Here is a 17,580-nt window from a genome sequence, read left to right on the forward strand (position 1 = left end):
TATCAGATTTAGGATTAATATCGGTATGCCTTCATAACCGATACCGTGACATTCTAAGTGGGGGCAGCCTCTCATCCCTTCAAGGGAGACGACAAAAAAAATTTCACTTTTTTTCACCCTGAGCAGGAAGATTCTCATCCCCAGGTGGCCTACCCACCACAGAAAGCCCTGTGATTTACTTTATAAATTTATGATTAATAAACAGGCTATTAGAATAAGCCCACAACTTACTTCTCATCTTTGAAACGATTATCTGTAGGTTTATCATCCTCATCGGGATGATGCTCTACGGTGAAGTGGTCATCAGCTTTGCGCTGAAACTCACCATCAAAGGTATTGCCACCGCCCATTGGGCCAGTACCATTGTGAGTAAAACCGCCACCACGATAAATATTCAGATGTGGCATCAGTTTTAGCGTTAACGATTTTTGAATCGGTGGTAATAGCAGCAACAAACCGAGGAAGTCGGTGAAGAAGCCGGGGATCAACAGCAAGAAGCCAGCCAAGATCAGCGACACACTTTTAACCATCTCCGCCGCCGGGCTTTCCCCGGCAGCCAGTTTTTGCTGCATCTGCATAAAGGTTTTTATCCCCTGGTTACGCACCAGAGAGATCCCCACACAGGAGCTAAGGATCACCAACAGCAGGGTAACCAACACACCCAATACAGCTGCAACCTTGATAAATATCGATATTTCTATATATGCCAATAAAAATATCAGCGCTAACGGTAACCAACGCACCGCATTCTCCTTATTCCAATCATTCAGTATCCCTCATCAGGTAAACCTGCCTGACAGATACCATGAAAACCTTGACCCGGCTGATGCTAACACGCCATTTCCCCTCGATTAGCGGATTGCAGCGTCAGCTCCCCCTTCAACGTGGGTCGACTACAGTAAAATGGTGATGGTTGGCTCTATTTTCAAGTTGCAGCCATACTTTTATTACTAATTAATCTAACTGTGAGAAGAATCACAGATATCAGATCATCTCGATTAATTCCGACCATATAGTGATCTCAGTTCAAGGCTTTTTGTCGCTAAGCAGCATATGATCCTGTCAGCAAGAAGATGAGTGGTTAATCTTTCCGCACTAAAGGTTCATAGCGGCATCATATTGCTCACGGCGGCATTATTAAATTAACAAATACAAAACAAGACAGCACAATAGAGAAGGTTCTCATGTCAAATAACATTCGTATTGAAGAAGACCTGTTAGGTACACGAGAAGTCCCCGCAGAGGCTTACTACGGTGTTCATACCCTGCGTGCGATTGAAAACTTCTATATCAGTAACAGCAAAATCAGTGATGTTCCAGAGTTTGTACGCGGCATGGTCATGGTAAAAAAAGCAGCGGCAATGGCGAACAAAGAGCTACACACTATTCCACGCAAAATCGCGGATATCATTATTCAGGCATGTGATGAAGTTCTGGATAAAGGGAAGTGTATGGATCAGTTCCCGGTTGACGTGTTCCAAGGCGGCGCCGGTACCTCTTTAAACATGAACACCAACGAAGTTCTGGCCAATATCGGTCTGGAGCTGATGGGCCACCAGAAGGGAGAGTATCAATACCTTAACCCTAACGACCATCTGAACAAATGCCAATCCACCAACGATGCCTACCCAACCGGTTTCCGCATTGCGGTTTATACTTCCATCATGAAGTTGATCGAGGCGATTGATCAGTTAAAAGAAGGTTTCGAAAGAAAATCCAAAGAATTCGAAAAAATCCTGAAAATGGGCCGTACTCAGTTACAGGATGCGGTGCCAATGACGCTGGGTCAGGAATTCAAAGCCTTTGCTATCTTATTAAAAGAAGAAACCAAGAATCTGCAACGTACCGCAGAATTGCTGCTGGAAGTTAACCTGGGTGCCACCGCTATCGGTACTGCGCTGAACACACCAGAAGGCTACTCACAGTTAGCAATACAGAAATTATCTGAAATCAGTGGTTTGGCTTGTGTTCCGGCGGAAGACCTGATCGAAGCTACTTCTGACTGTGGCGCTTACGTGATGGTGCACAGTGCGCTAAAACGCCTGGCCGTTAAGATGTCAAAAATCTGCAACGACTTACGTTTGCTGTCATCTGGCCCACGTACTGGTCTGAATGAAATCAATCTGCCAGAATTACAGGCAGGTTCTTCAATCATGCCGGCCAAAGTTAACCCGGTTATCCCTGAAGTCGTTAACCAGGTTTGTTTTAAGGTGATCGGTAACGACACTTGCATTACTATGGCGGCCGAAGCAGGCCAACTCCAGTTGAACGTTATGGAGCCAGTGATTGGTCAGGCTATGTTTGAGTCTATCCATATCCTGACAAACGCCTGTTATAACCTGTTGGAAAAATGCATTAACGGTATTACTGCCAACAAAGAGGTCTGCGAACGTTACGTCTTTAACTCCATCGGTATCGTCACCTATCTCAACCCATTCATTGGCCACCATAATGGTGACATCGTGGGTAAAATCTGTGCAGAAACCGGTAAAAATGTGCGGGAAGTTGTTCTAGAACGCGGCTTGTTGACTGAAGCTGAGCTGGACGACATTTTCTCTGTTGAAAACCTGATGCATCCGGCTTATAAAGCGAAACGTTATACCGATGAAAATGAACAATAAAATAATCATCCGGTAGCCCTGAAAGGCACGCATGCTCCTCTGGACGGCGTGCCTTTTTACTTTCTGGCAAACACAATTTTTTAACTTTAATTTTTCATTTTGATCAAGGAGTAAACACTATGATAGCCGTAGAGTTAGTCATCGTCCTACTGGCCATTTTTTTAGGGGCCAGATTAGGTGGTATCGGTATCGGTTTTGCAGGCGGCATCGGTGTTTTGGTTTTAGCCATGATTGGCGTTAAACCCGGTAGCATTCCGTTCGATGTTATCTCAATTATTATGGCCGTTATTGCTGCAATCTCTGCGATGCAGGTAGCGGGCGGTATGGATTATCTGGTACAGCAAACTGAAAAGTTACTGCGTAAGAATCCAAAACACATCACCATTCTTGCTCCGCTGGTCACTTATTTTCTGACCATCTTTGCCGGGACAGGTAACATTTCTCTTTCAGCACTGCCCGTGATTGCAGAAGTGGCGAAAGAGCAAGGCATTAAACCTTGCCGCCCTCTGTCCACAGCAGTGGTCTCCGCACAGATAGCCATTACTGCCTCACCGATTTCCGCGGCAGTGGTTTACATGTCTTCCGTTATGGAAGGTCATGGCGTTAGCTATCTGCATCTGCTGATGATAGTCATCCCCTCTACCCTGTGTGCGGTGCTGGTGATGTCGCTGATCGTATCCTTGTGCTTTAACTCCAAACTGTCTGATGACCCTATCTATATCAAACGCTTGGAAGAAGGCTTAGTAACACTGCGCGGCGACACTGTAAAAGTGATCAAGCCACGGGCTAAAACGTCAGTGCTGCTGTTCCTGGCCGGCGTTCTTTGTGTGGTTGCCTATGCGATTATCAACAGCCCAAGTGTCGGTCTGGTTGCAACTCCGCTGATGAATACCACTAACGCCATCCTGATCATCATGCTGAGTGTGGCAACTATCACTACGCTGGTATGCTCGGTTGATACCGATTCAATCCTGAACTCCAGCACCTTCAAAGCCGGTATGAGTGCCTGTATCTGTATCCTGGGTGTAGCCTGGTTAGGTGATACCTTTGTACAGCACAACCTGGAGTGGATTAAAGAAACTGCGGGTAGCCTGATTCAGGCCCACTCATGGTTACTGGCCGTTATCTTCTTCTTCTGTTCTGCACTGTTGTACTCTCAGGCTGCAACTGCCAAGGCGTTGATGCCAATGGCAATGGCCCTGAACGTGTCACCACTGGCAGCCATTGCTTCTTTCGCGGCGGTGTCTGGTCTGTTTATTCTGCCAACCTACCCAACATTGGTAGCCGCGGTACAAATGGATGACACTGGTACCACGCGTATTGGTCGTTTCGTGTTTAACCATCCATTCTTCATCCCTGGCACCATCGGGGTGGCGCTGGCCGTTTGCTTCGGTTTTGTGATGGGCAGTCTGGTTCTGTAAGCGTTTTGGGGCGCAATTCATTTGCGCCCCACTCACATCAACAATTTTCCTCTACAACGCTCATTGGCAACTTTCATCGAATCCATCTCACTGTTACATAAATCATCTTCTGACCTGCCCACGCTTCGCGCTATAGTATCCAGGCAAGTATTCAGGTAACGCGTATATTCAGCACGTTACGCTCCGCTTCGTCATATAAGCCACGCGACCGATGAGGTTAAGATGTCTGATTGTGATGCAATTGTGGTATTGTGCACCGCCCCTGATGAAGCCAGCGCGCAAGATTTAGCCGCGCAGGTTCTGGGTGAGAAATTGGCCGCCTGTGCCACGCTGTTGCCCGGTGCAACCTCGATTTACTACTGGGAAGGTAAGCTCCAGCAAGAGTATGAAGTACAACTCTTGTTTAAGAGCGATACAGATCATCAGCAAGCCCTTCTCAGTTACATCAAACAACATCACCCCTACCAGACGCCAGAATTACTGGTGTTACCGGTACAGGGCGGAGATAAAGATTACCTGTCATGGCTCAACGCTTCATTACTCTGATTCTGCTGCTGTGCAGTGCTTTACTCGCACCGCACAGCGCACAGGCTTCACTATTTGGTGAGAGCTCCCCTCTTGGCCAAAAAAGCAGCCAGAGCCGGTTTCTTCCGGTCGATAGGGCGTTTGCCTTTGATTTTCGCCAACAAGGTGACCAGCTCACACTGAGTTGGCAGATTCATCCCGATTATTATCTGTATCGCCAGCAAATAAAAATTGTGCCACAGCACGCCACTCTCGGGGAATTTACTCTGCCAGAGGGTATTGCGCATCATGATGAGTTCTACGGTGAAGTGGCGATTTTCAAACAGCAGCTCGTGCTGAAAATCCCGATTTCGCAGGCTGCGGAAGGCGCGAGTATCAGTGTCACCTATCAGGGCTGCGCCGAAGCTGGTTTCTGTTACCCGCCAGAAGTGCGGGTGGTGCCGCTTAATGCCGTTATCGCAAGCTCTGCAACCCCCGCCGTTAACCCACAGGGCACGGCACAGCCCCTCCAAGAAAGCGCGCCCATACCGGCTGAATTACCCTTCTCACCACTATGGGCGCTGTTAATTGGTATCGGCATCGCCTTTACCCCCTGCGTATTGCCAATGTATCCGCTGATTTCCGCCATTATTCTTGGCCGTGAAAAGCCCCACAGCCAGCGGCGAATATTGATACTGGCGGTGGTGTACGTGCAGGGCATGGCGTTGACCTATACCTTGCTCGGTTTGGTGGTGGCGGCGGCTGGCTTACAATTTCAGGCCGCGCTGCAACACCCGTATGTGTTGATTGGGCTATCGGTGCTGTTCGTATTATTGGCGCTATCGATGTTTGGCCTCTATTCGCTGCAACTGCCCTCGTCACTGCAAACCCGGTTGGTGCAGTGGAGTAGCAGCCAACGTGGCGGCTCGCTGGCCGGTGTCTTTGCCATGGGCGCACTGGCGGGCCTGATTTGCTCGCCGTGCACCACCGCGCCCCTCAGCGCCATTTTGCTGTATATCGCGCAAAGCGGAAATATGCTGGCCGGTGGCGGTACGTTGTATTTGTATGCGTTAGGTATGGGTATTCCACTGGTAGTTGTAACGCTGTTTGGCAACAAGCTGATCCCACGTAGCGGCCCATGGATGCAATATGTCAAAGAAGCTTTCGGCTTTGTGATTCTGGCGCTGCCGGTATTTCTGCTGGAAAGGGTCTTGGGTGATGTCTGGGGCTTGCGTTTATGGAGCCTGCTGGCCATCGCCTTCTTCGGTTGGGCATTTGTACTCAGCCTTAAAACCCATTCTGGCTGGGCACGGGCCTTACAATTGCTGCTGTTGGCGGCGCTATTAATCGCTGCCCGCCCGCTACAGGATTGGGCTTTTAATGGCAACACACAGCAGATTGAAATCAAACACTTAACCTTCCAGCCAGTGGCTAATTTGCCGCAATTACAGGCTGCATTAGCGCAAGCGCAGGGCAAGCCGGTGATGCTGGATTTGTATGCCGACTGGTGCGTGGCCTGTAAAGAGTTTGAGAAATATACCTTCAGTGATAGCTATGTTCAGCGCCAGCTCGCGGATACTGTGCTCATTCAGGCTGATGTCACTAGCAACAGCGCCGAACATGCGGCGATGTTGAAAGAACTCAAGGTGTTGGGCTTACCGACTATTCTATTTTTTGATGCGCAGGGTAAAGAAGTTCCCGCCGCCAGAGTGACCGGTTTTATGAACGCCGCTGAGTTCTTAGCACATTTGCAGCAAACCATGCCGCACTAAACCATGCGAATGGTCTGGCGCGGTAGGTTATCAATTACTGCACGGTAGCCGCATCGGATAAGCGCTTTTTCATCTGGCTATATTGTTGCTCAACATAGTGCTCCGCCGCGTTTTGATCACTAATCGCCTCAACCTTAACGGCACAATGCTTGAATTCCGGTGTTTTTGACACCGGATCAACATGATCCACCGTCAACTCATTACAAGCACCAATCCACCACTGATAGGTCATATACACCGCCCCTAGGTTGGCTCGATCGGTAACACTGGCACGAGCGATCACTTTGCCACGCCGCGAGGAGATCCAGATCAGTGCCTGATCAATCACACCGAGCTGGCTGGCATCCTCTGGGTGTATTTGTACATAGCCAGGCTCATCTGCCAGAATCTTCAATGTGGCGCAGTTACCGGTCATCGAGCGGCAACTGTAGTGGCCCACCTCCCGCACGGTGCAAAGTGCCAGTGGGTAATCAGGGTTAGTCTGCTCATGGGGCGGTTGCCATGGTGCACAACTGAGTAAGCCTTTACCGTCCTCAGTAGCAAACTGGCTATCAGTATAGAGATACGGCGTGCCGGGGTGATCTTCTGTCGGGCAAGGCCATTGGACATAACCCAAACCGGCCATTTTCTCGTAGGTTGCACCATAGAACGGTGGGCACAGGTTGCGCATTTCATCCCAAATTTGGCGAGTATTTTGATACGCCATTGGGTAACCCATTGCCGTGGATATCAGGCTAATTATTTCCCAGTCAGGCTTCACATCGCCTTTCGGCTCGATGGCTTTGTTAAAATGCTGGAAGCCACGATCGGCGCTGGTATAAACCCCTTCATGTTCACCCCACGAGGTCGCCGGGAGTACCACATCCGCCAATTCGGCGGTTTTAGTCATAAAGATATCCTGCACCACCACCAGCTCTAATGCCTCGAACGCGGCGCGCATTGCAGCCAAATCAGGTTCGGTCTGGATTGGATCTTCACCAAACACGTAATAGGCTTTCAACTTGCCTTCTGCAACTTTATGCGGCACATCGGTAATCGAGTAACCGATATGCGCGGGTAACTCAGGCACTCCCCAGGCAGCAGCGAAGCGGCTTCTGGCTTCATCATCAGTCACTTTCTCATAACCGGGGAAGGTATTGGGCAGCACGCCCATATCACACGCGCCCTGCACATTATTTTGGCCGCGTACCGGCCCGACGCCAACATTTGGCCGCCCCAGATTACCGGTTAATAACGCCAGCGAAGACAAGCCCTTAACCACATCGACCGCCTGCCCCCATTGGGTGACGCCCATGCCCCACAAGATAGTGGCCGCCGGAGCGGCAGCATAAGTGCGCATGGCCTGTCGTACCGCTTGTGCCGGCAAGCCAGTAATGTGTTCAACATCCTCTGGGCGGTAATCTGCCACTCCAGCTTGCAGTTCTTCAAAGCCGCGCGTATGTGCACGAACATAATTAGCGTCGTACAGTTTTTCTTCAATCAGCACATAGATAAAGGCATTCACCAGTGCCATATTCGCGCCATTTTTCAGTGCCAACCATTGATCAGCAATACGGGCAGTTTCAATATGTCGCGGATCGCAAACGATCAGTTTGGCTCCCTTGTTTTTGGCCTTGAGGATCCGTCTGGCAACAATCGGGTGAGAGTCAGCCGCGTTATAACCAAACACCAACACACAATCGGTATTTTCAATCTCACCAATCGAGTTACTCATTGCCCCATTGCCCAGTGTTTGCTGCAATCCTGCTACCGAGGGGCCATGACACAGTCGAGCGCAACAATCGATATTGTTGGTGCCGATGGCGGCACGTGCAAACTTCTGCATCACATAGTTGGCCTCATTACCCGGCCCCCTTGAGGAGCCAGTCATCATGATAGCATCCGCACCATGGCGCTTTTGTATTGCTTTGAGTTTGGTGGTAATAAAGGCAATGGCTTCCTGCCAGCTCACACGCTGAAATGCCTCACCCCGCTTATGCCGTAATAATGGCGCGGTCAGTCGTGGGGTTAGCAACCGGGTATCGTTGAGGAAATCCCAGCCATAGTAACCTTTCAGGCATAACTCCCCCTGATTTGTGACACCATTGGCCGGCTGGGCGCCAACAATTTCGCCATCCTCAACCAATAAGTTTAATTTGCATCCAGAACCGCAATAAGGGCAGACCGTGAGGATCTTTTCCATTTTATTATCCTTATGACCACAAAGGTTACCGGACGATACCCGGCGCAGCACCACGAGCAGCGCGCAATTGCCTGTCCCGCTGTAGCGCTTCCAACGCCATCGGCGTTACCAATTTCAATGCGTTGGTTGGGCAGACTTCTATACAGGCTGGGCCTGCCTCACGGGAATGGCATAAATCACATTTATGCGCTTGCGCCCGTACCATTGAGTCATGGCTTGGCTGCTCAACCATATTCATCGCCCCGAATGGGCAGACCAACATGCAGGTTTTGCAGCCAATACAGCGAGATGCCATTACCTGAACCCCATGAATGCCTGTGACAATGGCACCGTTCGGGCAGGAGTTCTCGCAGGGCGCATCCTCACATTGGTGACACAAGATTGGGGTGCTGACGGCAAAGCTTTTCATTACGCTCAAGCGCGGATGGAACTGCTCTGGCGTAATGGTGCTGGCGTTATTATCGGGGCTGTGCGCCACCACACAGGCAATTTCACAGGTGCGGCAACCAATGCACTGCGTCATATCAGCGATTACAAATCGGTTCATCTTCTCTCCTGGCCGCCGGGGTTATAAAACATTGAGATAATAAGCAATGCTTTCGGCCGCTTTGCGCCCCTCGGCAATGGCCGTGACAATCAGATCTGCGCCACGCACGATGTCACCACCCGCAAAGATTTTTGGGTTACTGGTTTGATACGGGTAACCGGAAATCGTCGGTGCGACCACTCGCCCCTGCTTATCCAGCACCACATTGTGTTCTGCCAACCACGACATACGGTGCGGGCTAAAACCAAAGGCCATAATTACTGCATCGGCTGGAATAATGTGCTCGGAGCCGGTGATTGGGCGGGCCTGCCGCCGCCCTTTAGCATCTGCCTGCCCCATTTCAGTGCGAACCATTTTGATACCAGTAACCTGCCCCTGTTCATCCACCTCAATCTTTTGTGGCTGAAGATTGAACATAAATTCGGCCCCCTCCTCGCGCGCATTTTTCACCTCTCGCTTGGAGCCAGGCATGTTCTTTTCATCACGGCGGTAAGCACAAATCACGCTGCTAGCACCATGGCGCAACGACGTACGCACACAATCCATCGCAGTATCGCCGCCGCCCAAAACCACTACCCGTTGGTTTTCCATGCTGACATAAGGGTGAGCACCACTGCCCGCGTACCCCATCAGGTGTTGGGTATTGCCGATCAGGAATGGCAAAGCATCGTAAACCCCTTGAGCATCCTCATTTTCCAACCCGGAGCGCATTGAACGGTATGTTCCCACGCCGAGGAATAGGGCATCGAAATCACTAAGCAGGCTCTCCATGGTGATATCCCGCCCAATCTCGGTATTTAGGCAGAACTCGACACCCATCTCGCTAAAAATCTCACGCCGACGGGTCATCACACCTTTCTCTAATTTGAATGCCGGAATACCAAAGGTTAACAAACCACCGATTTCGGGATAACGATCAAACACCACCGGTGTAATGCCGTTACGGACCAGAATATCCGCACACCCTAACCCCGCAGGCCCTGCACCGATGATAGCAACACGTTTACCTGTGGGTTTGACTTGCGACATATCAGGCCGCCAGCCGGTGGCTAATGCCGTTTCCGTAATATGCCGTTCAATCTGGCCAATCGTCACTGCGCCATCGTGGTCGTTTAAAGTACAAGCTTGTTCACACAAACGGTCCTGCGGGCAAACTCGGCCACATATCTCTGGCAAACTACTGGTTTGGTGGGATAACTCAGCTGCTTCATGAATACGGCCCTGATGAGCCAATGAAATCCATTTCGGGATAGCGTTATGTAGCGGGCAGGTCCACTGACAGATGGTTTTATCACCGCAATTTAAACAACGTTCAGCCTGCTCATGGATTTGGCCTTCGGTGAACGGCAGATAGATCTCGGCAAAACTTGCCTTACGCTCCGCCAGTGGGATTTTTTTAGGCTCAAGGCGCGGTGTTCGTGGCCGCTGCAATAGATTAACCGGTGCCACATCACGAATATTTTTGCTCAGTGGGCTGAATGAGTGCGCCGCGCCAGCAGAAGTAGCACTACTGAACAAACGGCCATTGTGCTCATTCAATGCGGTGCGCTGGCGCTTTTGCTGCTGTTGCCGGAGTAGATAATGTTGATCAACCAGTGTCAGGGCCTGCGTCGGACAGGTTTTGATACAAGCAGGGCCATCAGGCTGATCAATACAAAGGTCGCATTTCTGTGCTTCAGTACGTTGATAGGCATCGGCCAGACGATGACTCGCAGGTTGTACCGTCTCGGTCACCACCGTCATCATGCCAAACGGGCAGGCGATCATGCAGGTTTTGCAGCCGATACATTTTTCCTGAATAACCTGAACACTGTTATTTAACTCAACGATGGCACCATTCGGGCAAGTGCTGGCACAAGGGGCATCTTCACAATGGTGACAAAAGACCGCAGTGGCACTTTGGTTACCTTTAAATACTTTCACCCGAGGTGTGAAATAGTCAGGTTTATCAGGGAATGTCCCCTCATGATGAGCGACCACACAAGCTACTTCACAGCTCCGACAGCCAATACAACTTTCGGCGTCAGCCACAATAAATGGATTCATCTTATTTCTTCCCAGAAGTCACGCCATTGCCGGATAAATAATTATTATTTGCAACAACTATTCACAACTCTATCAAATCATTAACCTTACAAACATAGTGTCTATAATATTGTATTATTACAATTAATTTTTAATGCAAAAGAATCGTGCCATTGCTGATATTTCGGGATAATTAAATAGGCAAATGCACGAAGATAAAGAGTAATAAATAGCGGGAAGAATCGATTAAGCACAGTTATTTTACCCAGTTATTTACAATAATAAAGAGATTTAACTCGGACAATGTTAATTAGATGTTTATTTACCCCATCTGAATACTAAAGATAATTTTGATCTAGATCAGTTTATTATCAGGATTAAAAATAATCTCATTGGGATATAACCAAACTAGTTGCTGTTGCGGTAAGACCGCTCGCACCGTCGCAACCTCAAGTCCGACGGGTATTTGTGATGATAACCCCACTTCGCTGTACAGCCACACAACAATTAAATAATTTAGCCGCATTTTTTTGGGCCTATGCACAATGCGAATTATTTCTCCGCTCCATATAATGTATCTGGCGCTAACGAAGACATTTATGAAAATTGATTTTTTTATTTATATAACACCAAATAAAAAATAGGTTATTGCATCTCATTCATAACGAATTTAAATGCGGCAACCTAAATAATGATTATAGAGGGTATAAAAATGAGTCTGGAAGCCGCTGTGACTGAAAAACGGACCCACGTCCGATATATAATATTATTGATTATCTTTATTGTGACTGCAATTAACTATGCTGACCGGGCAACATTGTCAATTGCAGGCACCGAAGTGGCAAAAGAATTGCAATTAGATGCTGTTGCAATGGGTTATATCTTCTCAGCCTTTGGTTGGGCTTACCTGCTAATGCAAATACCGGGTGGTTGGTTATTAGACCGCTACGGCTCCAAGCGGGTCTACACCTATAGCCTGTTCTTCTGGTCGTTATTTACCTTTACGCAAGGGTTTGTCGACATGTTCCCGATAGCGTATGCCGCTATCTCCATGTTTATCATGCGCTTTATGTTAGGTTTCTCTGAAGCTCCCTCTTTCCCGGCTAACGCCAGAATTGTCGCGGCCTGGTTTCCAACCAAAGAAAGAGGCACCGCTTCAGCCATTTTTAACTCTGCACAATACTTCTCTCTAGCCCTTTTCTCTCCGTTATTAGGTTATTTAACCTTTGCCTGGGGCTGGCAGCATGTATTTACTGTGATGGGCGGGCTAGGTTTCGTATTAACCATTGCCTGGGTTAAATTTATCCATAACCCGACCGATCACCCGGGTATGTCTGCATCTGAACTTGAATACATAAAACAAGGTGGTGCTGTTGTCGATATGGACCACAAGAAACCTGACGGTCATAAAAGCGGTCCTAAATTAGATTATCTGAAGCAATTATTGGCTAGCCGAATGATGTTAGGTGTCTTCTTTGGTCAATACTTTATTAATACCATTACCTGGTTCTTCCTAACCTGGTTCCCCATTTATTTAGTACAAGATAAAGGGATGTCTATTTTAAAAGTGGGGATGGTGGCCTCTATCCCGGCATTGTGCGGATTTGCCGGTGGTGTATTAGGTGGCGTATTCTCTGACTCACTCATTAAACGTGGTCACTCTCTGACTTTTGCCCGTAAAGTCCCTATCGTGTTAGGTATGTTATTGGCATCAAGCATTATTCTGTGTAACTACGTCGATAGTGACGTAGTGGTGGTCGCACTGATGGCATTGGCCTTCTTTGGTAAAGGTTTCGGTGCATTGGGCTGGCCAGTTATTGCTGATACCGCACCAAAAGAAATTGTTGGTTTATGTGGCGGATTATTTAACGTATTTGGTAACGTCGCCTCTATTGTCACACCGCTGGTTATCGGTTATCTGGTGAAAGAATTACACTCCTTTAATGCCGCATTAATCTTTGTTGGATGCTCTGCCATTATGGCTATGTTCTGCTACTTATTTGTTGTAGGCGATATCAAACGTCTGGAATTGAAAACATCTTAAGGGAATAACAATAGGTGCCTCTTATGGGGCACTTGTTGTTTGAAATATAGCGACAGGACACCTAATGAAAATAGTCATCGCACCAGACTCTTATAAAGAAAGTTTATCGGCAATAGCAGTAGCTCAGGCTATTGAACAAGGTTTTAGAGAAATATTCCCTTATGCTGAATACATCAAGATCCCCGTGGCTGATGGTGGTGAAGGCACTGTCGACGCCATGATCAGCGCAACCGGCGGCCAAAAAATCATGACTGATGTTACCGGGCCGCTGGGTAATAAAATCCAGGCTTTCTGGGGATTATCAGGTGATAGGAAGTCGGCTTTTATTGAGATGGCAGCGGCCAGCGGACTGGAATTGGTCCCTCCCGAATTGAGGAACCCGTTAAACACTACCTCCTACGGTACCGGTGAATTAATCCGTGCGGCGCTGCAAACAGGCGTGCGTCATATTATTATCGGTATCGGTGGCAGTGCCACCAACGATGGCGGTGCAGGTATGGTACAGGCGCTAGGAGCCAAATTGCGTAACGCCTACGGCGCAGAGATTGATTTTGGTGGCGGCAGTTTACATAACATTGCCTCGATAGATGTGTCGCAGCTGGACCCACGCCTTAAAGATTGCCGCATTGAAGTCGCTTGTGATGTGACCAATCCGCTGACCGGTGAGCAAGGTGCTTCCGCTATTTTTGGCCCACAGAAGGGGGCTACGGCCGCAATGATTGTGATACTGGATAATAACCTGGTCCATTACGCGCAGATGGTTAAACAATATCTGGGAATAGACGTAGATAGGATACCCGGCGCGGGGGCCGCTGGCGGTATGGGGGCCGCATTGTTAGCATTTTGCGGTGCACAGTTGCGCCAGGGCGTGGAGATAGTCGCTGAAGCATTAGACCTGGAAACCTATATCAAAGACTGTCATTTCGTTCTGACCGGTGAAGGCCGGATAGACAGCCAAAGTATCAATGGCAAAGTCCCGGTCGGTGTCGCTCGATTAGCCAAAAAATACAATAAACCAGTGATTGGTATTGCCGGCAGCCTGGCTACCGATGCCAACATTGTTCATCAACATGGTGTTGATGCTATTTTCAGTATTATTTACCATATTTGTACACTTGACGATGCACTCTCTCAGGCAACTGAAAATATCAGAACTGCTTCTCGCAATATCGCCTCTGTTATTAATATTGGCATAGCCTCATTTGATATCAAAGCATCAGCATAATAAAAGCCCGCGTACCCCTTTTTAACATAGCCCTTTGTCGAAGGGCTTTTTTTATATGCGTTTTTAATGTCAAAGTATGTCGGCGATAAATGACCTTTTCGTGATAATGCTCACCTGCTTTTGGGCTTGCGAACAAAAATAGACATTAAACCCATTAGCATCTAGGTCATCCGCACAATGCCTTGCTCTTTTTAGCGGCGTATACTTATTTACAAGCTAGTGAGCATTATGTTTAAGACAAATAATGGCTGTATTGATAAAAATAACAGTTATGTTATCAACATAATTATCGTACCCAAAAAAATTAAAGGGTATATAAGGGAAATATTATGAGCATTTGTAATAGTCCTGTAGACAACCCGCTTTATATTAAAGTACAGGACGCGGATAATGTTGCCATTGTGGTTAATAACAATGGCCTATGTGCTGGCACTCGGTTTAAATGTGGCCTTGAACTTATTGAGCATGTGCCACAAGGCCATAAAGTGGCTTTGGTCGATATTCCTAAAGGCGGCCCAATCATTCGTTATGCTGAGGTGATTGGTCTGGCAGTGCGGGATATCGCTCGCGGCGGCTGGATAGATGAATCGTTGGTTGAATTACCTGCCGCACCTGCACTGGAGACCTTACCCCTTGCCACCGCAGTCCCCGAGGCTCTGCCACCACTGGAAGGTTATACCTTTGAGGGCTATCGCAACGCTGACGGCAGTGTCGGGACCAAAAACCTACTCGCGATTACCACCAGCGTACATTGCGTCGCTGGCGTGGTGGATTATGTGGTCAATATCATTGAGCGCACCCTACTACCCAAATATCCCAATGTCGATGGCGTAGTTGCACTGAATCACTTATATGGCTGTGGAGTGGCAATCAATGCCCCAGCAGCGGTAGTGCCCATTCGCACTATTCATAACTTGGCCCTTAACCCCAATTTTGGTGGCGAAGTGATGGTCGTCGGTCTCGGTTGTGAAAAGCTCCAACCCGAGCGGCTGCTGGAAGGGACACCTGACGTGCAGGTTATCTCACTGGATGAAAGCAATATCGTGCGCTTGCAGGATGAGAAACACGTCGGCTTCCGTTCCATGGTCGATGACATTCTGCAAGTGGCGGAAAAACATCTACAACGCCTGAATATGCGCCAACGTGAAACCTGCCCGGCCTCTGAATTGGTGGTCGGTATGCAATGCGGTGGCAGTGACGCTTTTTCTGGCGTAACCGCCAACCCTGCGGTGGGCTATGCTTCGGACTTACTGGTGCGTTGCGGCGCAACCGTCATGTTCTCTGAAGTCACGGAAGTGCGTGATGCTATCCATCTGTTAACCCCGCGGGCGATTAACGAGGAGGTTGGCAGAAGGTTACTGGAAGAGATGAAATGGTACGACGACTATCTCGAAACCGGCAAAACCGATCGTAGCGCCAACCCTTCACCTGGGAATAAAAAGGGCGGCTTAGCAAACGTCGTGGAAAAAGCACTCGGTTCCATTGCCAAATCCGGCCGCAGCGCCATTGTGGAAGTGCTTTCACCGGGGCAGCGCCCCACCAAGCGTGGGCTGATTTTTGCAGCCACCCCAGCCAGTGATTTTGTCTGCGGCACGCAACAGTTAGCATCTGGTATTACCGTTCAGGTATTTACCACCGGGCGCGGCACCCCTTATGGTCTGGCGGCAGTGCCGGTAATCAAAATGGCAACCCGCACTGATCTGGCTAACCGCTGGCATGACCTGATGGATATCGATGCCGGAACCATTGCGACAGGTGATGCCACTATTGAAGAGGTTGGTCAGCAATTATTTGAATTTATTCTGGATATTGCCAGTGACCGCAAACGGACGTGGTCCGATCAATGGGGGCTGCGCAATGCCTTGGCGGTGTTTAATCCGGCACCAGTGACCTAAGTATCAGTGAATCATCAGGCCGGGTGACACTCACTCGGCCTGCTCTTCTTGCTATCACATCTATCTCTACTCCTGCTCGCCCAATTGAAGCGCCACATACAGCAGCAAGCGATCATCAAAGTTCGCTAAATCTAAACCGGTCAGTTCGGAAATACGATTCAACCGATACTCCAGGGTATTGCGATGAATAAATAACGCTTTGGCAGTAGCCGTTGGCTGCACGTTATTACGGAACCAGCAGGCCAGAGTGCGCCGCAACAGACCGTTACTGTCCATCGCCCGTAATTTAGCCAGTGGTAAGGCTAATTCATTGGCCTGCCAGCCACCACGCAAACTATCAAGCAATACCGGTAACACCAAATCCTGATAGTAATAGCTGCGTTGCTCCGGCATCCGTTGTTTACCGACCGCCATGGTAGTACGAGCGGTACGGTATGAGCGCGCAATACTGCCCGGCCCGGTAAAGAAATTGCCAAGCGACAGGCGCACTCGCAAGCGGCCCCGCTCAGTCATGCGCGACAGCAAAGACTCCATACGCCGCCGGTGATCAATAGCATCCCAGCGGCCATGGCTATTTAGCGCCGGTTTAAGCACCACCATCTCAGTCAGTGAAACAATCGCAATCAGATTATTGCGCTCTGGCGTCGTCAACAGGGTTTGCAGCTCTTGTAATTCCGACATAGCACTGTCGACACTCAACTGGCCGCTGTCCACATCCACCACGGCTACGACCCGTGGTTCATTGATATCCACCCCAAGGCGCTGCGCCCATTCAATCAGTGCCGGTGATATCTCTTCGGTGCGGATCAAGTTCAATACCAACTCTTCACGCAGACGGCTATCCTGCGCCAGCAGATGCACCAACCGCGCCTGCTCCATCATCATCTCTGCTGCCATGCACACCAGTTCGCCATATTGACGTAGTTGCCCCGGGTTGCCGGTTAGGCCAATCACCCCCACGATTTCGCCCTCAAGGCGCAATGGCAGGTTGATCCCTGGCCTCACCCCGTGCAACTGGCGAGCAACAGCTTCATCGATATCGACAATCCGGCCATGAGACAGCGACAAGAGCGCCCCTTCATGCAGTTCGCCAAGGCGCTCTTCATCACCACTACCAATGATCCGCCCTTTACCATCCATCACATTAATATTGGTATCAATGATCTTCATGGTACGGGTAACAATATCCTGGGCTAGCCGGGGGTCAAGATTATATACACTCATGAATGGGCCTCAGTCTGGGCTGATGCACCAGCATATGAGGTCTGGAAGGGGAATACATTGGACAAACGCCCAATTCACACCACAAAGAAAGAGAGTTGAGGGACGGGTCACATAAATGGC

General features: G+C 49.1%; 12 protein-coding genes. 7 read left to right on the top strand and 5 right to left on the bottom strand.

The genetic code is table 11. The features are described 5' to 3' along the window. Window positions 1–227 precede the first annotated feature (227 nt). Complete coding sequence (locus tag V1953_RS19190; protein WP_083161007.1) at window positions 228–743, bottom strand: FxsA family protein; 516 nt, start codon at window positions 741–743, stop codon at window positions 228–230. Between the two features lie 441 nt (window positions 744–1,184). Between V1953_RS19190 and aspA the strand changes: the two genes are divergently transcribed. From aspA to V1953_RS19210, 4 genes are all read left to right on the top strand, one after another. Then, complete coding sequence (gene aspA, locus V1953_RS19195; protein ID WP_372557810.1) at window positions 1,185–2,621, top strand: aspartate ammonia-lyase; 1,437 nt, start codon at window positions 1,185–1,187, stop codon at window positions 2,619–2,621. A 119-nt stretch (window positions 2,622–2,740) separates the two neighbouring features. Next, window positions 2,741–4,042 (top strand): anaerobic C4-dicarboxylate transporter, encoded by a 1,302-nt coding sequence (locus V1953_RS19200; protein ID WP_083161011.1) that lies wholly within the window; start codon window positions 2,741–2,743, stop codon window positions 4,040–4,042. Window positions 4,043–4,264: 222 nt separating this feature from the next. Next, complete coding sequence (cutA, locus tag V1953_RS19205) at window positions 4,265–4,588, top strand: divalent cation tolerance protein CutA (RefSeq protein ID WP_005187404.1); 324 nt, start codon at window positions 4,265–4,267, stop codon at window positions 4,586–4,588. Further along, window positions 4,564–6,318 (top strand): protein-disulfide reductase DsbD, encoded by a 1,755-nt coding sequence (locus tag V1953_RS19210; RefSeq protein ID WP_442851206.1) that lies wholly within the window; start codon window positions 4,564–4,566, stop codon window positions 6,316–6,318. The genes cutA and V1953_RS19210 overlap by 25 nt, the downstream gene beginning before the upstream one ends. A 34-nt stretch (window positions 6,319–6,352) precedes the next feature. Here V1953_RS19210 and fdhF read toward each other — a convergent pair whose 3' ends face one another. The 3 genes from fdhF to aegA are packed head-to-tail and all read right to left on the bottom strand — an operon-like array spanning window position 6,353 to window position 11,093. Continuing rightward, complete coding sequence (gene fdhF / locus V1953_RS19215; RefSeq protein WP_442851207.1) at window positions 6,353–8,500, bottom strand: formate dehydrogenase subunit alpha; 2,148 nt, start codon at window positions 8,498–8,500, stop codon at window positions 6,353–6,355. A 25-nt stretch (window positions 8,501–8,525) separates the two neighbouring features. Continuing rightward, complete coding sequence (locus V1953_RS19220) at window positions 8,526–9,047, bottom strand: 4Fe-4S dicluster domain-containing protein (RefSeq protein ID WP_442848204.1); 522 nt, start codon at window positions 9,045–9,047, stop codon at window positions 8,526–8,528. A gap of 21 nt (window positions 9,048–9,068) precedes the next feature. Further along, the gene (gene aegA, locus V1953_RS19225; protein ID WP_083161020.1) at window positions 9,069–11,093 is read right to left on the bottom strand and encodes a formate-dependent uric acid utilization protein AegA; all 2,025 of its coding nucleotides are present in this window, start codon (window positions 11,091–11,093) and stop codon (window positions 9,069–9,071) included. A gap of 691 nt (window positions 11,094–11,784) precedes the next feature. Here aegA and V1953_RS19230 point away from each other — a divergent pair. The 3 genes from V1953_RS19230 (at window position 11,785) to garD (ending at window position 16,236) form a co-directional block, all read left to right on the top strand. Next, on the top strand, window positions 11,785–13,116 hold the full coding sequence (locus tag V1953_RS19230; RefSeq protein ID WP_005187385.1) for an MFS transporter: 1,332 nt from the start codon (window positions 11,785–11,787) through the stop codon (window positions 13,114–13,116). Between the two features lie 64 nt (window positions 13,117–13,180). Beyond that, window positions 13,181–14,341: a glycerate kinase gene (locus V1953_RS19235; protein ID WP_442851208.1), complete on the top strand. Its 1,161-nt coding sequence runs from the start codon at window positions 13,181–13,183 to the stop codon at window positions 14,339–14,341. A gap of 329 nt (window positions 14,342–14,670) precedes the next feature. Beyond that, window positions 14,671–16,236 (top strand): galactarate dehydratase, encoded by a 1,566-nt coding sequence (gene garD / locus V1953_RS19240; RefSeq protein ID WP_420073539.1) that lies wholly within the window; start codon window positions 14,671–14,673, stop codon window positions 16,234–16,236. Window positions 16,237–16,302: 66 nt separating this feature from the next. Here garD and V1953_RS19245 read toward each other — a convergent pair whose 3' ends face one another. Next, window positions 16,303–17,460 carry a CdaR family transcriptional regulator gene (locus V1953_RS19245; RefSeq protein ID WP_019211377.1) on the bottom strand — a complete coding sequence of 386 codons (1,158 nt, stop codon included), beginning with the start codon at window positions 17,458–17,460 and terminating at the stop codon, window positions 16,303–16,305. Window positions 17,461–17,580: the final 120 nt, after the last annotated feature.

The sequence above is a fragment of the Yersinia sp. 2541 StPb PI genome (assembly GCF_052217145.1).
In the GTDB taxonomy this organism is placed as follows: domain Bacteria; phylum Pseudomonadota; class Gammaproteobacteria; order Enterobacterales; family Enterobacteriaceae; genus Yersinia; species Yersinia enterocolitica_E.

Coding starts and splice junctions, on each gene's coding strand:
- aspA (WP_372557810.1), top strand. CDS start 1,185: ATGTCAAATAACATTCGTATTGAAGAAGACCTGTTAGGTACACGAGAA.
- V1953_RS19200 (WP_083161011.1), top strand. CDS start 2,741: ATGATAGCCGTAGAGTTAGTCATCGTCCTACTGGCCATTTTTTTAGGG.
- cutA (WP_005187404.1), top strand. CDS start 4,265: ATGTCTGATTGTGATGCAATTGTGGTATTGTGCACCGCCCCTGATGAA.
- V1953_RS19210 (WP_442851206.1), top strand. CDS start 4,564: ATGGCTCAACGCTTCATTACTCTGATTCTGCTGCTGTGCAGTGCTTTA.
- fdhF (WP_442851207.1), bottom strand. CDS start 8,500: ATGGAAAAGATCCTCACGGTCTGCCCTTATTGCGGTTCTGGATGCAAA.
- V1953_RS19220 (WP_442848204.1), bottom strand. CDS start 9,047: ATGAACCGATTTGTAATCGCTGATATGACGCAGTGCATTGGTTGCCGC.
- aegA (WP_083161020.1), bottom strand. CDS start 11,093: ATGAATCCATTTATTGTGGCTGACGCCGAAAGTTGTATTGGCTGTCGG.
- V1953_RS19230 (WP_005187385.1), top strand. CDS start 11,785: ATGAGTCTGGAAGCCGCTGTGACTGAAAAACGGACCCACGTCCGATAT.
- V1953_RS19235 (WP_442851208.1), top strand. CDS start 13,181: ATGAAAATAGTCATCGCACCAGACTCTTATAAAGAAAGTTTATCGGCA.
- garD (WP_420073539.1), top strand. CDS start 14,671: ATGAGCATTTGTAATAGTCCTGTAGACAACCCGCTTTATATTAAAGTA.
- V1953_RS19245 (WP_019211377.1), bottom strand. CDS start 17,460: ATGAGTGTATATAATCTTGACCCCCGGCTAGCCCAGGATATTGTTACC.